Origin of the sequence: Bhargavaea beijingensis (assembly GCF_900101985.1) — a bacterium.
GTDB lineage: Bacteria > Bacillota > Bacilli > Bacillales_A > Planococcaceae > Bhargavaea > Bhargavaea beijingensis.
Window position 1 is genome coordinate 1 of record NZ_FNAR01000032.1, and the last position, 17,204, is coordinate 17,204.

Annotated in this window: 20 protein-coding genes; all 20 read left to right on the top strand. The window is 54.7% G+C overall.

Features of this window, described 5'->3' with window-relative positions:
• Positions 1–677 precede the first annotated feature (677 nt).
• Positions 678–881: a SpoIIIAC/SpoIIIAD family protein gene (locus BLT01_RS14420; RefSeq protein WP_008298205.1), complete on the top strand. Its 204-nt coding sequence runs from the start codon at positions 678–680 to the stop codon at positions 879–881.
• Between the two features lie 9 nt (positions 882–890).
• Entirely contained in the window at positions 891–1,265 is a 375-nt protein-coding gene (locus BLT01_RS14425) for a hypothetical protein (RefSeq protein WP_092098948.1), read from the top strand.
• Between the two features lie 19 nt (positions 1,266–1,284).
• Entirely contained in the window at positions 1,285–2,184 is a 900-nt protein-coding gene (locus tag BLT01_RS14430; RefSeq protein WP_092098950.1) for a stage III sporulation protein AE, read from the top strand.
• Positions 2,185–2,188: 4 nt separating this feature from the next.
• Positions 2,189–2,347 carry a hypothetical protein gene (locus tag BLT01_RS15265; protein ID WP_176765182.1) on the top strand — a complete coding sequence of 53 codons (159 nt, stop codon included), beginning with the start codon at positions 2,189–2,191 and terminating at the stop codon, positions 2,345–2,347.
• A 141-nt stretch (positions 2,348–2,488) separates the two neighbouring features.
• On the top strand, positions 2,489–2,911 hold the full coding sequence (locus BLT01_RS14435; RefSeq protein ID WP_092098952.1) for a hypothetical protein: 423 nt from the start codon (positions 2,489–2,491) through the stop codon (positions 2,909–2,911).
• Positions 2,908–3,444 carry a SpoIIIAH-like family protein gene (locus BLT01_RS14440; RefSeq protein WP_092098954.1) on the top strand — a complete coding sequence of 179 codons (537 nt, stop codon included), beginning with the start codon at positions 2,908–2,910 and terminating at the stop codon, positions 3,442–3,444. The genes BLT01_RS14435 and BLT01_RS14440 overlap by 4 nt, the downstream gene beginning before the upstream one ends.
• A gap of 171 nt (positions 3,445–3,615) precedes the next feature.
• Positions 3,616–4,119 (top strand): acetyl-CoA carboxylase biotin carboxyl carrier protein, encoded by a 504-nt coding sequence (accB, locus tag BLT01_RS14445; RefSeq protein ID WP_092098956.1) that lies wholly within the window; start codon positions 3,616–3,618, stop codon positions 4,117–4,119.
• 14 nt (positions 4,120–4,133) lie between these two features.
• Positions 4,134–5,498 (top strand): acetyl-CoA carboxylase biotin carboxylase subunit, encoded by a 1,365-nt coding sequence (gene accC, locus BLT01_RS14450; RefSeq protein ID WP_092098958.1) that lies wholly within the window; start codon positions 4,134–4,136, stop codon positions 5,496–5,498.
• Positions 5,499–5,522: 24 nt separating this feature from the next.
• Complete coding sequence (locus BLT01_RS14455) at positions 5,523–5,924, top strand: Asp23/Gls24 family envelope stress response protein (RefSeq protein ID WP_092098981.1); 402 nt, start codon at positions 5,523–5,525, stop codon at positions 5,922–5,924.
• 106 nt (positions 5,925–6,030) lie between these two features.
• A complete protein-coding gene (gene nusB, locus BLT01_RS14460; RefSeq protein ID WP_092098960.1) occupies positions 6,031–6,414 on the top strand; it encodes a transcription antitermination factor NusB in 384 nt (127 codons plus the stop codon).
• Positions 6,415–6,440: 26 nt separating this feature from the next.
• Positions 6,441–7,301 (top strand): bifunctional methylenetetrahydrofolate dehydrogenase/methenyltetrahydrofolate cyclohydrolase FolD, encoded by an 861-nt coding sequence (gene folD, locus BLT01_RS14465; protein ID WP_092098962.1) that lies wholly within the window; start codon positions 6,441–6,443, stop codon positions 7,299–7,301.
• Between the two features lie 123 nt (positions 7,302–7,424).
• The gene (gene xseA / locus BLT01_RS14470) at positions 7,425–8,777 is read left to right on the top strand and encodes an exodeoxyribonuclease VII large subunit (protein WP_092098964.1); all 1,353 of its coding nucleotides are present in this window, start codon (positions 7,425–7,427) and stop codon (positions 8,775–8,777) included.
• Entirely contained in the window at positions 8,778–9,035 is a 258-nt protein-coding gene (locus BLT01_RS14475; protein WP_092098966.1) for an exodeoxyribonuclease VII small subunit, read from the top strand.
• Positions 9,028–9,912: a polyprenyl synthetase family protein gene (locus BLT01_RS14480; RefSeq protein ID WP_092098968.1), complete on the top strand. Its 885-nt coding sequence runs from the start codon at positions 9,028–9,030 to the stop codon at positions 9,910–9,912. Before BLT01_RS14475 ends, BLT01_RS14480 begins: the two co-directional genes overlap by 8 nt.
• Before the next feature lie 89 nt (positions 9,913–10,001).
• Positions 10,002–11,906, top strand: a complete 1,905-nt coding sequence (dxs, locus tag BLT01_RS14485; protein ID WP_092098984.1) for a 1-deoxy-D-xylulose-5-phosphate synthase — start codon at positions 10,002–10,004, stop codon at positions 11,904–11,906.
• Entirely contained in the window at positions 11,903–12,724 is an 822-nt protein-coding gene (locus tag BLT01_RS14490) for a TlyA family RNA methyltransferase (RefSeq protein WP_092098971.1), read from the top strand. Before dxs ends, BLT01_RS14490 begins: the two co-directional genes overlap by 4 nt.
• Before the next feature lie 88 nt (positions 12,725–12,812).
• Positions 12,813–13,262: a transcriptional regulator AhrC/ArgR gene (gene ahrC, locus BLT01_RS14495; RefSeq protein ID WP_092098973.1), complete on the top strand. Its 450-nt coding sequence runs from the start codon at positions 12,813–12,815 to the stop codon at positions 13,260–13,262.
• Between the two features lie 18 nt (positions 13,263–13,280).
• Positions 13,281–14,972 carry a DNA repair protein RecN gene (gene recN, locus BLT01_RS14500; protein ID WP_092098975.1) on the top strand — a complete coding sequence of 564 codons (1,692 nt, stop codon included), beginning with the start codon at positions 13,281–13,283 and terminating at the stop codon, positions 14,970–14,972.
• Between the two features lie 291 nt (positions 14,973–15,263).
• Positions 15,264–16,226 carry a SpoIVB peptidase S55 domain-containing protein gene (locus BLT01_RS14505; protein WP_092098977.1) on the top strand — a complete coding sequence of 321 codons (963 nt, stop codon included), beginning with the start codon at positions 15,264–15,266 and terminating at the stop codon, positions 16,224–16,226.
• A 224-nt stretch (positions 16,227–16,450) separates the two neighbouring features.
• A partial coding sequence (gene spo0A, locus BLT01_RS14510; protein WP_092098979.1) for a sporulation transcription factor Spo0A occupies positions 16,451–17,204 on the top strand: 754 nt, incomplete at its 3' end.

A 17,204-nucleotide genomic window follows, 5' to 3' on the forward strand; every position in this document is an offset into this window, starting at 1 on the left:
TTTTTGGGTTGCCGTATGGGCTGGCGATTTGCAAAATGTGCCTGCAGTTTGCCGCATGGATCCGTGATTTGCAATATGGGCCAGCAGTTTGCCGCATGGGCCTGCGGTTTGCAATATGGGCATGCAGTTTGCCGCATGGATCCGTGATTTGCAATATGGGCATGCAGTTTGCCGCATGGATCCGTGATTTGCAATATGGGCATGCGGTTGCCACATGGATCCACCGTTTGCAATATGGGCCTGCAGTTTGCCGCATGGATCCGTGATTTGCAATATGGGCCTGCAGTTTGCCGCATGGATCCGTGATTTGCAATATAGGCCTGCGGTTTGCCGCATGGATCCACCGTTTGCAATATAGGCATGCAGTTTGCCACGTGGATCCACCGTTTGCAATATAGGCATGCAGTTTGCCGCATGGGCCTGCCATTTGCAATATAGGCCTTCCGTTTGCAATATGAACGTGCCATTTGTTACATGGCTTTTTCATACGCATTATAGATCTTCCATTTGCCACATGGATCCGCGACGTGCTGCAGGCACTCACGACTCGCTACACGGACCCCCGCTCGCCTCGCAAAACCCGCAACTTCCCCCGGTCACGTCCGCTTCCTCCCCGTCAGGATGCCGCATAACCCCTTCCGGAGCCGCATAAACTCGAAAAAACGGGAGGGCCGCGTGTGGAACTTCAAGATATTCTCCGGGTAGCGGGAGTCGGTCTCGTCATCGCCTTCCTGCATCTGTTTTTCGAGCAGACGGGGAAGAAAGAGTATTCCTTTTTTATATTTTTCATCGCTTATCTGTATATCACGGCAGAGATGCTGCGATTTCTCCGGATTTTCTTTACAGAAATTTCATCATTTTTCTCATGGCTTTCCGCGTAGAGGGCGCCTATGGAAATTATTCTGTCCGCTGTGGTTATGGTGTTCCTGCTGATTATACTGGACACTTTCCTGCCGAAGATGACGCCGTTTTTTCTTCTGATTTTCTTTTTCCTGCTCCTCGCCCAACTGGCGTTCCGGATGGCCGTACCGCTTTTGCAGGAGCTGCCGCTTGCCTGGGATGGACCGGGTGCCCGGCAAATCCGCCTGATCGCCGGGTCGGCTTTTCTGTTTTATCTGTCCGCCTCATTCCGGGACATGTTAGGGGAAATCGGCTACGGCCCGATCGGCCGTCTGTCCCATACCGCTGTCCAACTGCTGCTCGTCGGTGTCTGGCTGGGGGAGTTCAGAGAGGCGGCGAATATGCTCACCGGTCTGCTGCCGTAATGGAAAGGGGGCGAATGGAATGTGGGAACTGATTGCTGCCGTTGCTGCGCCGCCCGCAAAGCTGTTCGTTCTGATCATCGTCCTTTCCGCCGCAGCCCTGGCGGCGGATTTTGTCGTTCCGCAATTCCGGGATTGGACAAGGCTTTTCCTTCTTGTCTCGGCCGGGGCGGCGGCAATGGGACCGGCAATAGATGCGGTTCGCATGATGGACGGGCTTATCGGGAAAATGACGGGATTGTTCCTAGGCATCTATCCGGTGCTTGCCGCGGGAATGACCGCTGCAGGCGGAGCGCTATCACTCATCAACTGGAACCCTGCGGTCTTTCTGTTTGTCCAAGGGGCTGTCGTAATCGGGGGGAAGTGGATGGTTCCGCTGCTGATTGTCAGCTTTATCCTGGACTACCTGTCCAGGCTCGTCCCGGAAATTCCGTTTACGCGGATTTCAGAAATGATCCGAGTGACCCTTCTCGGCACAATTTCCGTGATCATTGCTTGCTATTCACTTTTCATCACAGCGACCGGTGCGATGGCATGGTCCTCGGGAAGTGCCGTGTCGGAGCCGATCAAGGCTCTGCTGCGGCAACATGTGCCTCTTGTCGGATCGTTTATTACAGATACGATGGCCGTGGTCGGAAAATACTCTTCCGGCCTGGCGCCGATCGCCGGAAGCTACCTGATCGTGGCACTGCTCGTAACCAGCCTGACCCCGGTGGCGTATGTGCTTCTGACGGCATTTCTCTACAAATGGATTGCGGCACTGTGCGAGCCGTTTGCGCATGAGGACCTTGCGGGGCTTTTCGATGATATTGGAAAGACGCTGTTTGTCCTTTGCGGAATCATGCTGATCGTGGCATTCGCAATTTTTTATACGGCTATTTTATCCATCGTCCTGATCAAGGTCATTGCCGGAGCGGGGTGATGAAATGTGGGATTGGATTGCCGGCCTGATCTGGCTGATCGGGATGGTTGCCGTCGCCGGCGCTGCACTCGGGCCGGATGAGCGTGAGAACTTCATGCCGCTGATGAGGCTTGCGGTGCTCCTTTACCTTCTCGGCCTGATCTCGATGTTGTCCGGGTCATAGCCTGTACGAGCGGTGCATACTATGTCTCAGGATGAATAGCCGGAGATCACGGTACGGCGGTCCCGGCCCGCCGGAGCGCCCCGATCGCTCCCATCTTCCGGATAGAGCACTGATTGAAAGGACGGGAAGCGTGGAGATGACATGGAGAAAACCTTTAAGAAGAGCGCCCTGCCGCTCCTGCTCGCCGGCGCCGCCTGCCTGTTCATCCTGGCGCCTGGGCTGACCGGGCTCTTTGCGGGGAACGGAGGAGAAAGCGCCGTGCCGGGCCCGTCGGATCTCGAATCCGTCCTTTCCGATATCAAAGGTGTCGGAAAAACAAGGATCTACCGGCAGGGCGGGGACAAGGCGGAGCAGGCTGGCATTCTGATGCCTCTTGACAGTTATTTCGGGCCCGCGTCCGGTGAAGGGCAGGACACGCCCTCCGGCGGAATCCTCGTTGTGGCGGAAGGGGCCGGCGATCCTCGGGTCAGAGCCGAACTGGCCCGCATCCTGTCAGGTGTCCTGCAATTGCCCGAACACCGGATTGTCGTAGTGGAAATGAAAAATGAGGGGGAAGAGGGATGAGAGTGAAGAAAAAAGGTGTGTGGTTCCTGACGTTGCTCAGCCTGGTGGCGGTAATCGGAGTGTACTACCTGTTTGATCGCAATCCGATGCCTTTTGACGGCATTACGATTTTCTCGGACGATACGATCGAAGACACCAAACTTGGCGACGCAGGCAGCGACGCAACACCCGTATTTGCCGAAAGCTATCTGTTCGAAGAGATCCGGATGGAAATGCGAAATGAGCGAAGCCAGCAGCGCGAATTGCTTACACAGAAAATTACATCCGATGATCTGACTGCCGAAGAACGCAACCAGGCATTTGATGAAATGCAGGGGCTCACCAAGCAGGAGACAGCAGAAGCCATGCTCGAGATGCTGATCAAGGACCTCGGTTACGAAGATGCAGTCGTCCGAACCGGAGACGGTGCAGTGAAAGTCAGTGTCATCGCCGATGAACTGTCAGCCGCACAAGCAGACCAGATTGTCTATACGGTCAAGAGCGAATGGGAAGATTCATCGAGCGTCTCCGTGGATTTTAAGTCGGGACAATGAACAAGGCCTCCGCAAGGCCTTTTTCTTTTTTTGTATATTATTCTGTTTTTTCTATTCCTTTTCTCGTACTTCAGTACCGGTTTCCTCGCTTTTATGTGATAAGTATTTAAAAAACCTATACAAACGTCTAAAATGTAAGGGTACACACTTAAAGTTAGAGGAGTCGTCGAAATGCTTAAAATTCAAGAAATCCGCGAAATCATCAAATTGATCGACCAGACAGGAATTGAAGAATTCAAGTACAAGACAGAAGAAGGAGAGATCAAGCTGAAAAAAGGCGGAGCTGTCCAGGTAATGGAAGCCGCTCCTGCAGCGCCTGTTTCAGCACCGGCCCCGGCAGCACCTTCTGCACCGGCAACACAACCTGTACCTGCTGCCCAGGAAGAGCCGAAGCAGCAGGAAGCTGCTCCTGCACCCGCTTCGCAGGACGAAAATCTGCTTGAAGTGAAATCCCCGATGGTCGGGACATTCTACCAGTCGCCATCCCCGGATGCACCTCCATTCGTCTCGGTCGGAGACAAAGTCAAGCAGGACAGTGTCGTGTGCATCGTCGAAGCTATGAAACTGTTTAACGAAATCGAAGCCGAAATCAACGGGGAGATTGCGCAGATCCTCGTGGAAGACGGACAACTCGTCGAATACGGCCAGCCGCTGTTCCTGGTCAAGCCGGAATAAGGGGGGCTGACAAGATGAAAAAAGTCCTCATAGCCAACCGCGGTGAAATCGCGGTCCGAATTATCCGGGCGTGCCGGGACCTCGGCATCCAGACGGTCGCCGTTTACTCAGAGGCGGACCGCGAAGCCCTGCACGTCGAAATGGCCGATGAAGCGTACTGCATCGGGCCCAAGCAATCCAAAGACAGTTATCTGAACTTTACGAATGTCATCAGTGTCGCCAAGATGACCGGCTGCGACGGCATCCACCCGGGTTACGGATTCCTTGCAGAAAACGCCGATTTCGCGGAACTATGCGAAGAAGTCAATGTCACGTTCATCGGCCCTTCCGCGGAAGCCATCTCGAAGATGGGAACCAAAGACGTCGCCCGTGAAACGATGCGCAAAGCGGGCGTGCCCGTGGTTCCGGGTTCCAAAGGGATCGTCGACGGCCCTGAAGGCGCCCTGGAAGTTGCAAAAGAGATCGGATTCCCGGTCATCATCAAGGCTACAGCAGGCGGCGGCGGAAAAGGGATCCGCGTCGCACGTGATGAAGCCGAGCTGAAAAAGGGCGTCGAGATCACCCAGAAAGAAGCCGCCGCCGCTTTCGGCAACCCTGGCGTCTATCTCGAAAAGTTCATTGAGAATTTCCGCCATGTCGAAATCCAGGTGCTCGCCGACCAGTTCGGCAACACCATCCACCTCGGGGAGCGCGACTGCTCGATCCAGCGCCGTATGCAAAAGCTGGTCGAGGAAGCGCCTTCCCCGGCTCTTTCGCAGAAAACTCGTGAAGAGATGGGACAGGCCGCCGTCCGCGCCGCGCAGGCGGTCGGCTACCGCAGTGCGGGCACGGTGGAGTTCATCTATGACCATATTAACGACCAATTCTATTTCATGGAGATGAATACTCGGATCCAGGTGGAACACCCGGTCACCGAGATGGTCACGGGCATCGACCTGATCGCCCAGCAGTTAAAGATCGCATCGGGTGAGCCGCTTGAAATCAAACAGGAAGACGTGAAGATCAGCGGCTGGTCGATTGAGTGCCGCATCAACGCAGAAAACCCTTCGCGCAACTTCATGCCGTCTCCGGGGCGAGTAAACATGTATATCGTCCCCGGAGGCAATGGCGTCAGGGTCGACTCGGCGGTTTATCCGGGATATATGATCCCGCCGTTTTACGATTCGATGGTCGCCAAGTTGATCACATTCGCCGACACACGCGAAGAGGCGGTGGCCCGGATGAAGCGGGCACTGTCGGAGTTCGTGGTGGAAGGCGTCGAAACCACCATTCCGTTCCATCTCAATCTCATGGACCATGACGTGTTCAAGTCCGGAGACTTTGACACCAAGTTCCTTGAAAAATATGATGTAATGGCTGAAACTGAAGAAGCCAGATAACATTGAGAGAAAGGGATGATCCGGATGGCAGAACAACCGAATTCCTCCCATGAGGCAGCGGCCGCAGCCGGCAAGGAAATGTACGGCAAGGTCGAGCTCGCCCCGGAAGTGCTGGAAGTGATCGTCGGCATCGCCACTGCAGAAGTGGAAGGGGTGGCCGACATGAGGGGGTCTTTTGCAACCGGGGTAGCGGAAAAGCTGGGACGCAAGGTGCACGGCAAGGGAGTCAAAATCGACTTTAACGATGACGGGCTTTTCATCGATGTCTATTGTTCGGTGGAATACGGCCGTTCGGTCCCTTCCATCGCCCGTGAAATCCAGAAAAACGTCCGCCAGTCGGTTTTCAATATGACCGCGATTGAACCGGAAGAAGTGAACGTCCATATCACCGGCATCCAGTTCGACCAGACGGAAGAACGTGCCTAGAAAGAAAGCCGCCAAATCATGGCGGCTTTTTCCGTACGGATTCATACGGAACGGTGAAAATATGCTATCATAGTCCAGAACGATGCAAAAAGAGGAGATTGCCCGGATGAAACGACATGAAGCACGAGAAAAAGCCATGCAGACGCTGTTCCAGCTGGACAGCACGGAAATGACACCTGAAGAGGCCATGGATCATATCACGGGTGAGGATGATGTCCGTGACAAGTTTTATGAGACGCTCGTCAATGGGACCTACGACAAGCGGGAAGAGATCGACGAGTCGCTGAAGTCGAAGCTTGAAAACTGGAAACTGGAACGGCTTCCGAAGGTTGAAAGAACCGTGCTTCGCATGGCCGTCTATGAACTCCTTCATATGAAGGAAACACCATCCAAAGTCGTGCTAAACGAAGCAATCGAGCTCAGCAAGACATTCGGGGATGAAAAATCAAGCCGCTTCGTAAACGGCGTACTGTCCAAATACACAGACTGAAACCTATACAGCTTGGAGTGAACACTGTGGAAGGCAAGATCATTGACGGCAAAGAAATCAGCAGGCAGGTAAAAGAAGAAGTAAAAGAGGGCGTGGAACGCCTCAAGGCTGAGGGCACGACACCGGGGCTCGCAGTCATCCTCGTAGGGGACGATGCGGCATCATCGGCATATGTCGGCAGCAAAGAGCGAACAACCAAGGCGCTCGGCATGCACTCCGAAGTGATCAGGATGGACAAGGGGACTCGAGAATCCGCCCTCCTTGATGAGATCAACAGGCTGAACACGGATCCGGCAATCCACGGCATCCTTGTCCAGCTTCCGCTGCCGGAGCAGATTGACGAGCAGCGGATCATCGCGGCCATCCACCCCGACAAGGACGTCGATGGCTTCCACCCTGAAAATGCCGGAAGGCTCATGGCCGGGATGGACGGATTCGTTCCGTGTACACCTCTCGGCATCATGGTCATGCTGGAACGCACGGGAGTGGATCTGAACGGCAAGCATGCCGTCGTGGTCGGACGGAGCAACATAGTCGGAAAGCCGATGTCCATGCTACTTCTCCAGGCAAATGCAACCGTCACGATCTGCCATTCGAGGACGGAGGACTTGCCGTCGGTTACCCGCCAGGCGGATGTCCTGGTCGCCGCGGTCGGACGTGAAGGGATGATCGGGCCTGAACATGTCAAGGACGGAGCTGTCGTCATCGATGTCGGCATCAATCGCGGTGAGGACGGCAAGCTTCACGGGGATGTCGATTTCGACCGTGTACTGCCGGCGGCATCGGCCATCACGCCGGTTCCGGGCGGAGTCGGCCCGATGACCATTGCGATGCTGATGTCCAATACCCTGAAAAGTGCGGAAAAGGCCCACAAGGCCGCGCGCTGATCGGAACGACGCAAGCAGGAACCCCAACTATGACCAGCAAGCGGCAAAGACGGCAAAGTACCTGCGGGAAGCCTGCCGCCCTTGCCGCTTCTTTGCTATATTCCGAAAGAGAGGCGGTGCCGTATGCAAAATCCGTATCTGAGCGTCGGTGCGCTGACCAAATACATCAAGCGGAAATTCGATGCGGATCTTCATCTGCGAGATGTCTACGTCAAGGGGGAACTGTCGAACGTCAAGCTTCACTTCTCCGGGCATATTTATTTCACACTAAAAGACAACCGCTCGCGAATCCAGGCAGCCATGTTCCGCTCCAGTGCATCCCGGCTGAAATTCAGGCCTGAAGAAGGGATGAACGTTTTGATCCGCGGAGATGTGAATGTGTATGAGGCCGCCGGACAATACCAGCTTTACGTGAATATGATGCAGCCGGACGGCGTGGGGGAATTGTATATCGCTTTTGAGCAGCTCAAGGAACGGCTAGGAAAGGAAGGGCTGTTCAACGCCGAATGGAAACAGCCGATTCCGGTGTTCCCTGGCAGGGTGGGCGTGATCACGGCACCGACCGGCGCAGCGGTACGGGATATCTGCACGACACTGAACCGGCGCTATCCGCTTGCTGACGTGTTGCTGTTCCCCGCCGTTGTGCAGGGGCCAAACGCAGTTCCTTCCATCGTCAGTGCAATCCGCCAGGCCAACCGGCATGACAGCATCGATGTCCTGATCGTCGGGCGCGGCGGAGGATCCATTGAAGATTTATGGGCGTTCAATGAGGAAGAAGTGGCAAGAGAAATCTTTTCTTCCCGTATTCCCGTCATCAGTGCGGTCGGCCATGAAACGGACACGGTCATCGCAGATTTCGTCGCGGACCTCCGGGCGCCGACGCCGACCGCTGCTGCAGAGCTGGCGGTCCCGGACCGTGTAGAAGTTTCCAGGCGAATCCTTGAATCAAGATCCAGGCTCCATCAGTCGCTCATGACAAGGGTGCGGCATGAACGCAAGCGGCTGGAGCGGCTGGAATCCTCCTATCCGATGAGTTATCCCGAACGGCTTTACCGGCCGTTTTCCGAGAGGCTGGAAGGGCTGGACGAACGGCTCGGACAGGGAGCCTCCCGGATGATCACAGAACGGAAACTGGCCGTCTCCAATCTGGACGCGCGGCTCGCCGCCCGCTCGCCGCGCCAGATTCTGGCTCAGGCCGTCGAGCGTACAGATAGGCTGGACCGCGAACTTTATCGCGCGGCAGAAGACAACATCCGGCACCACGGCAGGATGCTTGATTCGGCAGTACGCACACTGCGGGCGCTGAACCCGCTGTCCGTCATGGAGCGTGGCTACAGCCTCGTTCGGAGCGGGGACCGGGTCATCAAGTCTGCAGGGGAGCTTGAAGCGGGCGATCGGGTCTCCATCTCTTTCCGCGACGGAACGGTGGAAGCAGAAGTGGGAACCCCTTCAGAACGAAAGGACGTGGAACGATAAATGGACGAGCAAAAACAGGAAAACAAGGATATCCGTTTTGAAGAGGCGATCGGCCGACTGGAGGACATTGTCCGCCGGCTGGAATCGGGGGATGTCCCTCTGGAAGACGCCATCGACCTTTACAAAAAAGGGATGGAGCTGTCAGCCGTCTGCCACGGTAAGCTGCAGTCCGCTGAAAAGCAGCTGGTGACGCTGATCGATAAAGAAGGGGAGGCAACGGCCTTTGATCCTGCTCAAGGAGGAAACCGGGATGAATGAAAAACTGAAGGATTTCATGGATAGCCGGGTCAATGACCTCGTGCCTGTTCTCGAGGGTGCTGTCAGAAATCTGGATACCGATTCGCTTCTGAAGGAATCGATGCTCTACTCCCTGACGGCTGGAGGCAAGAGGATCCGCCCCCTGCTCATTTCCGCTGTACTTCACGACCTCGGCCGCGTGCATCCGGCCGAACTGCATGTGGGCGCCGCTCTGGAAATGATCCATACATACTCGCTTATCCACGACGACCTGCCTGCGATGGATGATGACGACCTCCGGCGTGGAAAGCCGACAAATCATAAAGTCTATGGAGAGGCAACTGCCATCCTCGCGGGTGATGCCATGCTGACGGAGAGCTTTTCGCTGATCGGGAAAGCTCCGTCTTTGACAGATTCCGAAAGGCTTGAGCTCATCCTCCTCCTGACAAGCGCAGCAGGTGCGGAAGGCATGGTCGGCGGCCAGATGCTTGATATGGCAGCTGAACAGAAAAAACTGTCGGAAAAGGAACTGGAAAATGTCCACAGACTCAAAACCGGAGCACTCCTGACCTTTGCGGTGGAGGCGGGGGCGGTGCTCTCAAAGGCAAAATCCACGGAACGGGAGCAACTGAGGCGATATGCCCGGCATATCGGAATCGCTTTCCAGATCCAGGATGACATTCTCGATGTTGTCGGGGATGAGAAAATCACGGGCAAGAAAACCGGTGCAGACGCAGAACAAGGGAAAAACACCTATCCTGCAATCCTGACGATGGAAGGCGCGAAGAAAAAGCTGCTCCATCACCATACCGAGGCCGTGAAAGCCGTTTCGTTCCTGAAAGATCCCGATCCGATCCTGCGCCTGCTTGCGGATTACATCATCCAGCGCGTTTCCTGACGGGGCGTATGGTTTGTGTAAGGGACGGACACTGCTATAATGGACAAAGAATATTTTTACCTATTTTTTGATAAAGGTGAGTGATGGCGATGGATTTGACCAAGATTTCCGATCCATCCTTCCTGAAGGAACTCGGCTACGGGGAATTGGAGGCTCTGGCTTCGGATATCCGGTCGTTCCTGATCCGTGAGTTGTCGGCTACCGGCGGCCACATCGGGCCGAACCTCGGGGTCGTTGAGCTGACAATCGCCCTTCACCGGGCCTTTGACAGCCCGCGGGATAAAATGATTTGGGACGTCGGACACCAGGCCTACGTCCACAAAATCCTGACCGGCCGTGCGTGTGATTTCCCCACGCTCAGGAAGTACAGGGGGCTCTGCGGGTTCCCGAAAAGAATCGAGAGCGAGCATGACGTCTGGGAAACCGGCCACAGCTCGACGTCTCTTTCGGCTGCGATGGGCATGGCGGCTGCACGTGATATCAAAGGCGCGGACAACCATGTGATCCCGGTCATCGGTGATGGCGCTCTGACCGGAGGCATGGCGCTTGAAGCGCTGAACCATATCGGCTCCGAGCGCACGAACATGACCGTCATCCTGAATGACAATGAGATGTCGATCGCGCCGAATGTCGGTGCACTCCATAATGTGCTCGGACGATTGAGAACGGCGGGCAAGTACAACAAGGCCAAAGATGAGCTGGAATACCTTCTCAAGAAGATCCCTGCAGTGGGCGGCAAGCTCGCCTCAACTGCGGAGCGGGTAAAGGACAGTCTCAAATACCTGCTTGTCACCGGTGTCTTTTTCGAGGAACTCGGCTTTACCTATCTCGGTCCGGTGGACGGCCACAGTTTCGAAGATCTTGAAGCGAACCTGAACTATGCCAAGAAAATGGAAGGACCCGTCCTGATCCATGTCCTGACCAAGAAGGGCAAGGGCTTCCGCCCGGCGGAGGAAGACAAGATCGGCACATGGCACGGCACCGGACCGTACAAGTTCGAAACCGGCGACCTGATCAAGTCCAACTCAAAGGCACCGGGCTGGAGTGCGCTGATCTCCGAGACGGTCCGCCGGATTGCACGCGAGGACAAGCGGATTGTCGCAATCACTCCCGCCATGCCGGTCGGCTCAAAACTGGAAGGGTTTGCATCGGAATTTCCGGACCGCATGTTTGATGTCGGCATCGCCGAGCAGCATGCGACCACAATGGCCGCTGGGCTTGCCGTCGAAGAGATGAAGCCGTTCCTTGCCATCTACTCGACCTTCCTCCAGCGCGCCTATGACCAGGTACTGCACGATATTGCAAGGCAAAACCTGAATGTCTTTATCGGCATCGACCGATCCGGTCTTGTTGGCGCGGACGGAGAGACCCATCAGGGCGTCTTTGACATTGCTTTCCTGAGAAGCATGCCGAACCTGACGATCATGATGCCGAAAGATGAAAACGAGGGCCAGCATATGGTCAGGACCGCGGTCAGCTATGAAGACGGACCCATCGCGCTTCGTTATCCGCGCGGCAACGGTCTCGGCGTTCCTCTCGACGAAGAGTTGAGGGAGATTCCGATCGGCTCTTGGGAAATGCTGAGGGAGGGCAGCGACGCGGCCATCCTGACATTCGGAACAACGATTCCCATGGCCCTGTCCGCCGCCGAACGCCTTCGCGTAAAAGGCATCGACGCGGCTGTCGTCAACGCACGATTTATCAAGCCATTCGACGAGGAAATGCTGAAAAACCTTCTTGGTAGAAACATTCCGCTTGTCACCGTCGAAGAGGCGGTACTGGCCGGCGGCTTCGGAAGCGGGATCATGGAATTTGCGCATGACCACGGGTTCCACAGTTCGATCATCGACCGGATGGGAATTCCGGACAAGTTCATCGAGCACGGAAGCGTTCCCGAGCTGCTTGCGGAAATCGGGATGACAGAAGAAGCGCTTTCCGAAAAGGTGGAAGAGCTGGTAGGCCTATCCCGACAGAAAGGCTTGCATGCGCTATGACGCAGAAAATTCCCAAAGAACGGATCGATGTCCTGCTGGTTGAACGCGGACTGTTTGAAACGCGCGAACAGGCAAAGCGCGCCGTCATGGCCGGCATCGTTTATTCCGGAGATCGCAGAATGGACAAGCCTGGGGAAAAGATCCCTGCCGTTGCCGATATCCGGGTAAAGGGAAGCGCGCAGAAGTATGTAAGCCGCGGAGGGCTGAAACTCGAAAAGGCCCTCGGGGTATTTGATGTGAGTGTCGAAGGCAAGCTTGTCCTGGACATCGGCGCATCGACCGGCGGCTTCACCGACTGCGCGCTGCAGAACGGTGCGCTCCACAGTTATGCACTGGATGTCGGCTATAACCAGCTGGCCTACAAGTTGCGGCAGGATCCCAGAGTGACGGTCATGGAGCGGGTCAATTTCCGGCATGCCACCCCTGACTTGTTTACGGAGGGCATGCCGGAATTCGCGACGATCGACGTCTCGTTCATTTCTCTCGGACTCATTCTGCCGACCTTGAAGACAGTGCTGATCCCGGGCGGCGATGTGATTGCCCTTGTGAAGCCCCAGTTCGAAGCAGGCCGTGAGAAGGTCGGGAAAAAAGGGATTGTCCGCGATTCTGCAGTGCATCTCGAGGTGTTGGAGCGGACCGCCGGTATGGCGGTTTCAGAAGGTTTTGACGTGATCGATGCTTCGTTTTCCCCGGTAACAGGCGGTGAGGGCAACATCGAATTCCTGTTCCACCTTAGATCATCAGATCATCCGGAATCCAGGCTCCCGGAAGGCGCTTTCGCAGAACTCGTGAAAGAAGCCCACAAAACGCTTGGCTGACCCCCGGAATCGGGGGTTTTTTGTTGTTGCGAAAATTGGATAATGGTACATTCTTATTAGGAAATATGCATTCTTCGGAGGGAATAGAGTGAGTAAGGGCCAACGGCATATCCGTATACGGGAAATTATCGGACACCATGAAATTGAAACGCAGGACGAGCTGGTCGACCGGCTCAAGCAGGAAGGATTCAACGTGACACAGGCCACCATATCCAGGGACATCAAGGAACTCCACCTTGTCAAAGTCCCTCTCAGGGACGGCCGCTATAAATATAGCCTGCCCGCCGAGCGCAGCTTTGACCCGATGCGCAAATTGAACCGTGCTTTGACCGATGCCTTTGTGAGCATCGACGGTGCCGGGCATTTTCTTGTGATGAAGACGCTTCCGGGCAACGCGCATGCCATCGGCTCACTTGTCGACCAGATTGAATGGGAAGAAATCCTCGGAACGATCTGTGGTGATGACACATGTCTCATCCTTTGCAGAAACGATGAACAGCGGGAAACGGTGAGGGAAAAGCTGCTCGGCATGCTTTGATCAGGGGGGTGAACGCCTGTGCTGAGAGAACTGACTATCAAGAATTTTGCCATCATCCGAGATCTGTCGATCAGTTTTGATAACGGGCTGACCGTCCTGACCGGTGAAACGGGTGCCGGTAAATCCATCATCATCGATGCCGTCCAGCTTCTGGCCGGTGGCAGGGGATCCAGCGAATTCATCCGGCACGGGGAGAAAAAAGCCGAACTGGAAGGGATGTTCGAAGTGTCACACGACGCCCATCCGGTCTTCCGGAAACTCGAGGAATCCGGCATCCCGTCCGATGATGAGGGTACAGTGATCCTGAGGCGCGACATCTCCGCTTCGGGAAAAAGCACTTGCCGGGTAAACGGCAAGCTTGTCACTTTGGCCATCCTCCGTGAAGTCGGGGCGGCACTGATCGACATCCATGGCCAGCATGAAACACAGGAACTGATGGATGAGCAGCGCCATGTGCTGTTGTTGGATCAGTTCGGATGGCAAACGATCGGGGCGGCCAAGGAAAGCTACGCCTCCCTCTACGACCGGTATGTCAAGCTGAAAAGAAGGCTTACACGGTACGACGAATCCGAGCAGCAGGTGGCGCACCGGATTGACCTGTACCGGTTCCAATTGACGGAAATCGACGAAGCTGGCTTCTACGAAGGGGAAGAAGAAGAACTGGAGGAAGAACGCACACGCCTGAAAAACTTCAACGATATTTATGAGCGGGTGTCCTCCGCGTATGAGTCGATCCAAGGCGAATCGAAAGGACTCGACTGGACAGGTGCCGCCATGAGCGACCTGGAGCATGCCGCGGAAGTCGACCCCCAGGCCGGGGAATTTGCGACTTCCGTTTCCGATGCGTTCTATACACTGCAGGAAACCGCCTTTTCTCTGAAGAACATGCTCGACGGCATGGAGTTTGACCCGAACCGGCTCGACGAAGTGGAGCACCGGCTCGCTCTTCTCCAGACGATGAAGAGGAAATATGGCGCGACAGTGGCAGAGATTCTGGCATACCGCGACAAGATCGCTGAAGAGCTGGAAAAGCTGCTGAACCGTGACGAGCGGCTGCAGGACGAGCGGAAGGAAGTCGAATCTCTCGAAGCCGATCTGGCCGTGGAAGCCGGAGAACTGGCGGGACTGAGAAGAGAAGCCGCAGTCCGGCTTGCTGAATCGATCCACAATCAGCTGTCAGAACTCTATATGGAAAAAGCGCAATTTACCGTTGATTTCAGGGAACGCAGCCAATTCGACCGGAACGGATCAGAAGATGTCATTTTCCTCATATCCGCAAACGTCGGCGAGCCGCCCAAGCCGCTTGCCAAAGTCGCATCCGGCGGAGAACTTTCCCGGGTGATGCTGGCGCTCAAAACCATTTTCTCGAAACATCAGGAAGTCACGTCCATCATTTTTGACGAGGTGGATACCGGCGTCAGCGGCCGTGTTGCACAGGCAATCGCCGAAAAAATCGCGGTGATCTCTCTGAACTCCCAGGTGCTTTGCATTTCCCACCTGCCGCAAGTCGCCGCGATGGCAGACCATCACCTGTTTATCCGAAAGGAAGTCACGGGCGACCGCACGACCACTTCCGTCAAAGAACTGGAAGGGATGGAACGCACCGAGGAACTGAGCAGGATGATGACCGGTGCCGAAATGACCGACCTGACCAAACGGCACGCAGAGGAGTTGCTGGTCATGGCGGCAGAACGGAAAAAGGAAATGTGATGTCATAACGGCCGCCCCCTGCCCGCAAGCCATTTTGGCTGCGGACAGGGGGCGTTTTTTGGGAACTGATCCGGTGACCCGAAGCCGCTTTCGTACTTTGCCTTAATCTGAGCATATTAACTGAAATCAATCATCATCATTTTAAATTTCACCATTTTTGCCGGGCTAACAGAAAAAACCGCTTGATGGCGGCACTTTTCGGCATACACGGATTCTCATGCTACATTATACCGGACATAAGAAATCCGGCCGGACACATAGTAACGATACAACAGCACGAGGAGGTGAACCATGAGATGGATTAGCCGGAAGCTGATGCTGCCTGCACTGCTCGCCATCCTGTTTTTATCGGGTGCCTCTGGTGCGGCGGCAGACGGACCGAAGACCCTGATTCCGATGGGGCACTCAATCGGCATCCATCTGGAACTGGGCATGCTCATCGTCACGGATGATGTCCTGGTCGCGGACGGACAGTGGTTAAAAGCGGGAGACATCGTAAAAACACTTGATGGCAAAGAAGTCAGTACGCTGCAGGACATCACAAAAGCCGCAAAAGCATCGGGCGGAGCAGAAGCGGTGATCGAAATCGAACGTGAAGGCAATGAAATGGAGATAGGAGCATCCAAAAAGGAACTCCTGACCCTCCATTCCTTCGTACGGGAGAGGACAGAAGGAATCGGCACACTGACGTATGTGGACCCGGAAACCGGTGAATACGGCGCGCTGGGCCACCAAATCATCGACCGGACACTTGACGGTGCACCGCCATTTTCCGGCGGTTCGATCTTTCTTGCAGATGTTGAACAAATCAAGAAGAGCGAGCCGGGAAAACCGGGATACAAAATTTCTTCGATCGAATCCGGTCATCAGCTCCTGGGCGACATCCGCGAAAACGAGATTTATGGCATATTCGGCAAATGGTCGTCATCGTTAACAGGAGCATTCCCGAAACCTTTGGAGATTATGCGGCCGACAGAGATCCGTGAAGGGGAAGCGGACATTTATACAACCATCAAGGGCACAGAGATCGACAAGTACAGCATCAAGATCACAGCAGCGGCGGATGATGTGTTCCGATTTACCGTGACAGATAAAGAACTGATCGAGAAGACGGGCGGGATTCTGCAAGGGATGAGCGGAAGCCCGATCATCCAAGACGGAAAATTTGCCGGTGTCGTGACGCATATGTTTGTCGAGGAACCCCTGAAAGGGGCAGCTCTTCCCGTCGAAGAGATGACAAAACGAAAACCATAGAAAAAAATGTTGGCCATACCTGCTACGGTATGGCTTTTTCCTTTTTCTGCATTACAATAAAGGTAGATCTACAATCATTGGAATTGTGGGATTTCGTCGAAACATGTCGAAAATGTCGTCCTTGAGTCTCATTTCAAGATTTGGTGAAGGTGTACACGGTAGGACGTCGAACTTACTTCAACAAGCTTCGGACCAGGGCTTGCTTTCTAAAAGGGGGAAATGTAATGGAAAAAATTAAAGTTGCAGTGGCGGATGACAATCGGGAACTCGTAAGGACGATGCTGATTTATTTTGAGAACCATCCGGAGATCGAAGTGATTGGCACAGCCGCAAACGGGAAGCTTTGCCTGAACATGCTTGAAGAAAAAAAGCCAGATGTCTTGCTTCTGGATATCATCATGCCGCATCTGGATGGCATCGGAGTGCTTGAAGAACTTCAGGCAAATGGCGGCGCAGGGGATATGACGATCATTATGCTGACAGCGTTCGGTCAGGAAGAGATCATGAAGCAGGCTGCTGATCTCGGCGCTTCTTACTTTATACTGAAGCCGTTTGAATTTGACCGGCTCGTCCACCAGATCCTGCAAATGAAAAATGGGCGCCAACTGAAAACAAGTTCCCATGTTCCGGAGCCGGGCAAACAGCAGACACTCAGCAAAAAAGCGATTGACACTGCGATTACCGCCATTATCAAAGAAATCGGGGTTCCTGCACACATCAAGGGGTATGCATTCCTTCGGGAAGCGATCACGATGGTGTACCACGATGTCGACCTGCTCGGTTCTGTCACAAAAGTCCTGTATCCAGAAATCGCCGAGAAGTTTAACACGACGCCTTCCCGTGTGGAAAGGGCGATCCGCCATGCAATCGAAGTCGCCTGGAATCGGGGGAACTATGAAGTCATTTCGAAAATGTTCGGCTATACGGTCCACCATATGAAGAGCAAGCCGACCAATTCGGAATTCATTGCAATGGTCT

Coding starts and splice junctions, on each gene's coding strand:
- xseA (WP_092098964.1), top strand. CDS start 7,425: ATGCAAAATCCGTATCTGAGCGTCGGTGCGCTGACCAAATACATCAAG.
- BLT01_RS14475 (WP_092098966.1), top strand. CDS start 8,778: ATGGACGAGCAAAAACAGGAAAACAAGGATATCCGTTTTGAAGAGGCG.
- accB (WP_092098956.1), top strand. CDS start 3,616: ATGCTTAAAATTCAAGAAATCCGCGAAATCATCAAATTGATCGACCAG.
- dxs (WP_092098984.1), top strand. CDS start 10,002: ATGGATTTGACCAAGATTTCCGATCCATCCTTCCTGAAGGAACTCGGC.
- BLT01_RS14430 (WP_092098950.1), top strand. CDS start 1,285: ATGTGGGAACTGATTGCTGCCGTTGCTGCGCCGCCCGCAAAGCTGTTC.
- accC (WP_092098958.1), top strand. CDS start 4,134: ATGAAAAAAGTCCTCATAGCCAACCGCGGTGAAATCGCGGTCCGAATT.
- BLT01_RS14490 (WP_092098971.1), top strand. CDS start 11,903: ATGACGCAGAAAATTCCCAAAGAACGGATCGATGTCCTGCTGGTTGAA.
- BLT01_RS14455 (WP_092098981.1), top strand. CDS start 5,523: ATGGCAGAACAACCGAATTCCTCCCATGAGGCAGCGGCCGCAGCCGGC.
- BLT01_RS14440 (WP_092098954.1), top strand. CDS start 2,908: ATGAGAGTGAAGAAAAAAGGTGTGTGGTTCCTGACGTTGCTCAGCCTG.
- BLT01_RS14480 (WP_092098968.1), top strand. CDS start 9,028: ATGAATGAAAAACTGAAGGATTTCATGGATAGCCGGGTCAATGACCTC.
- BLT01_RS15265 (WP_176765182.1), top strand. CDS start 2,189: ATGTGGGATTGGATTGCCGGCCTGATCTGGCTGATCGGGATGGTTGCC.
- BLT01_RS14505 (WP_092098977.1), top strand. CDS start 15,264: ATGAGATGGATTAGCCGGAAGCTGATGCTGCCTGCACTGCTCGCCATC.
- nusB (WP_092098960.1), top strand. CDS start 6,031: ATGAAACGACATGAAGCACGAGAAAAAGCCATGCAGACGCTGTTCCAG.
- BLT01_RS14425 (WP_092098948.1), top strand. CDS start 891: ATGGAAATTATTCTGTCCGCTGTGGTTATGGTGTTCCTGCTGATTATA.
- BLT01_RS14435 (WP_092098952.1), top strand. CDS start 2,489: ATGGAGAAAACCTTTAAGAAGAGCGCCCTGCCGCTCCTGCTCGCCGGC.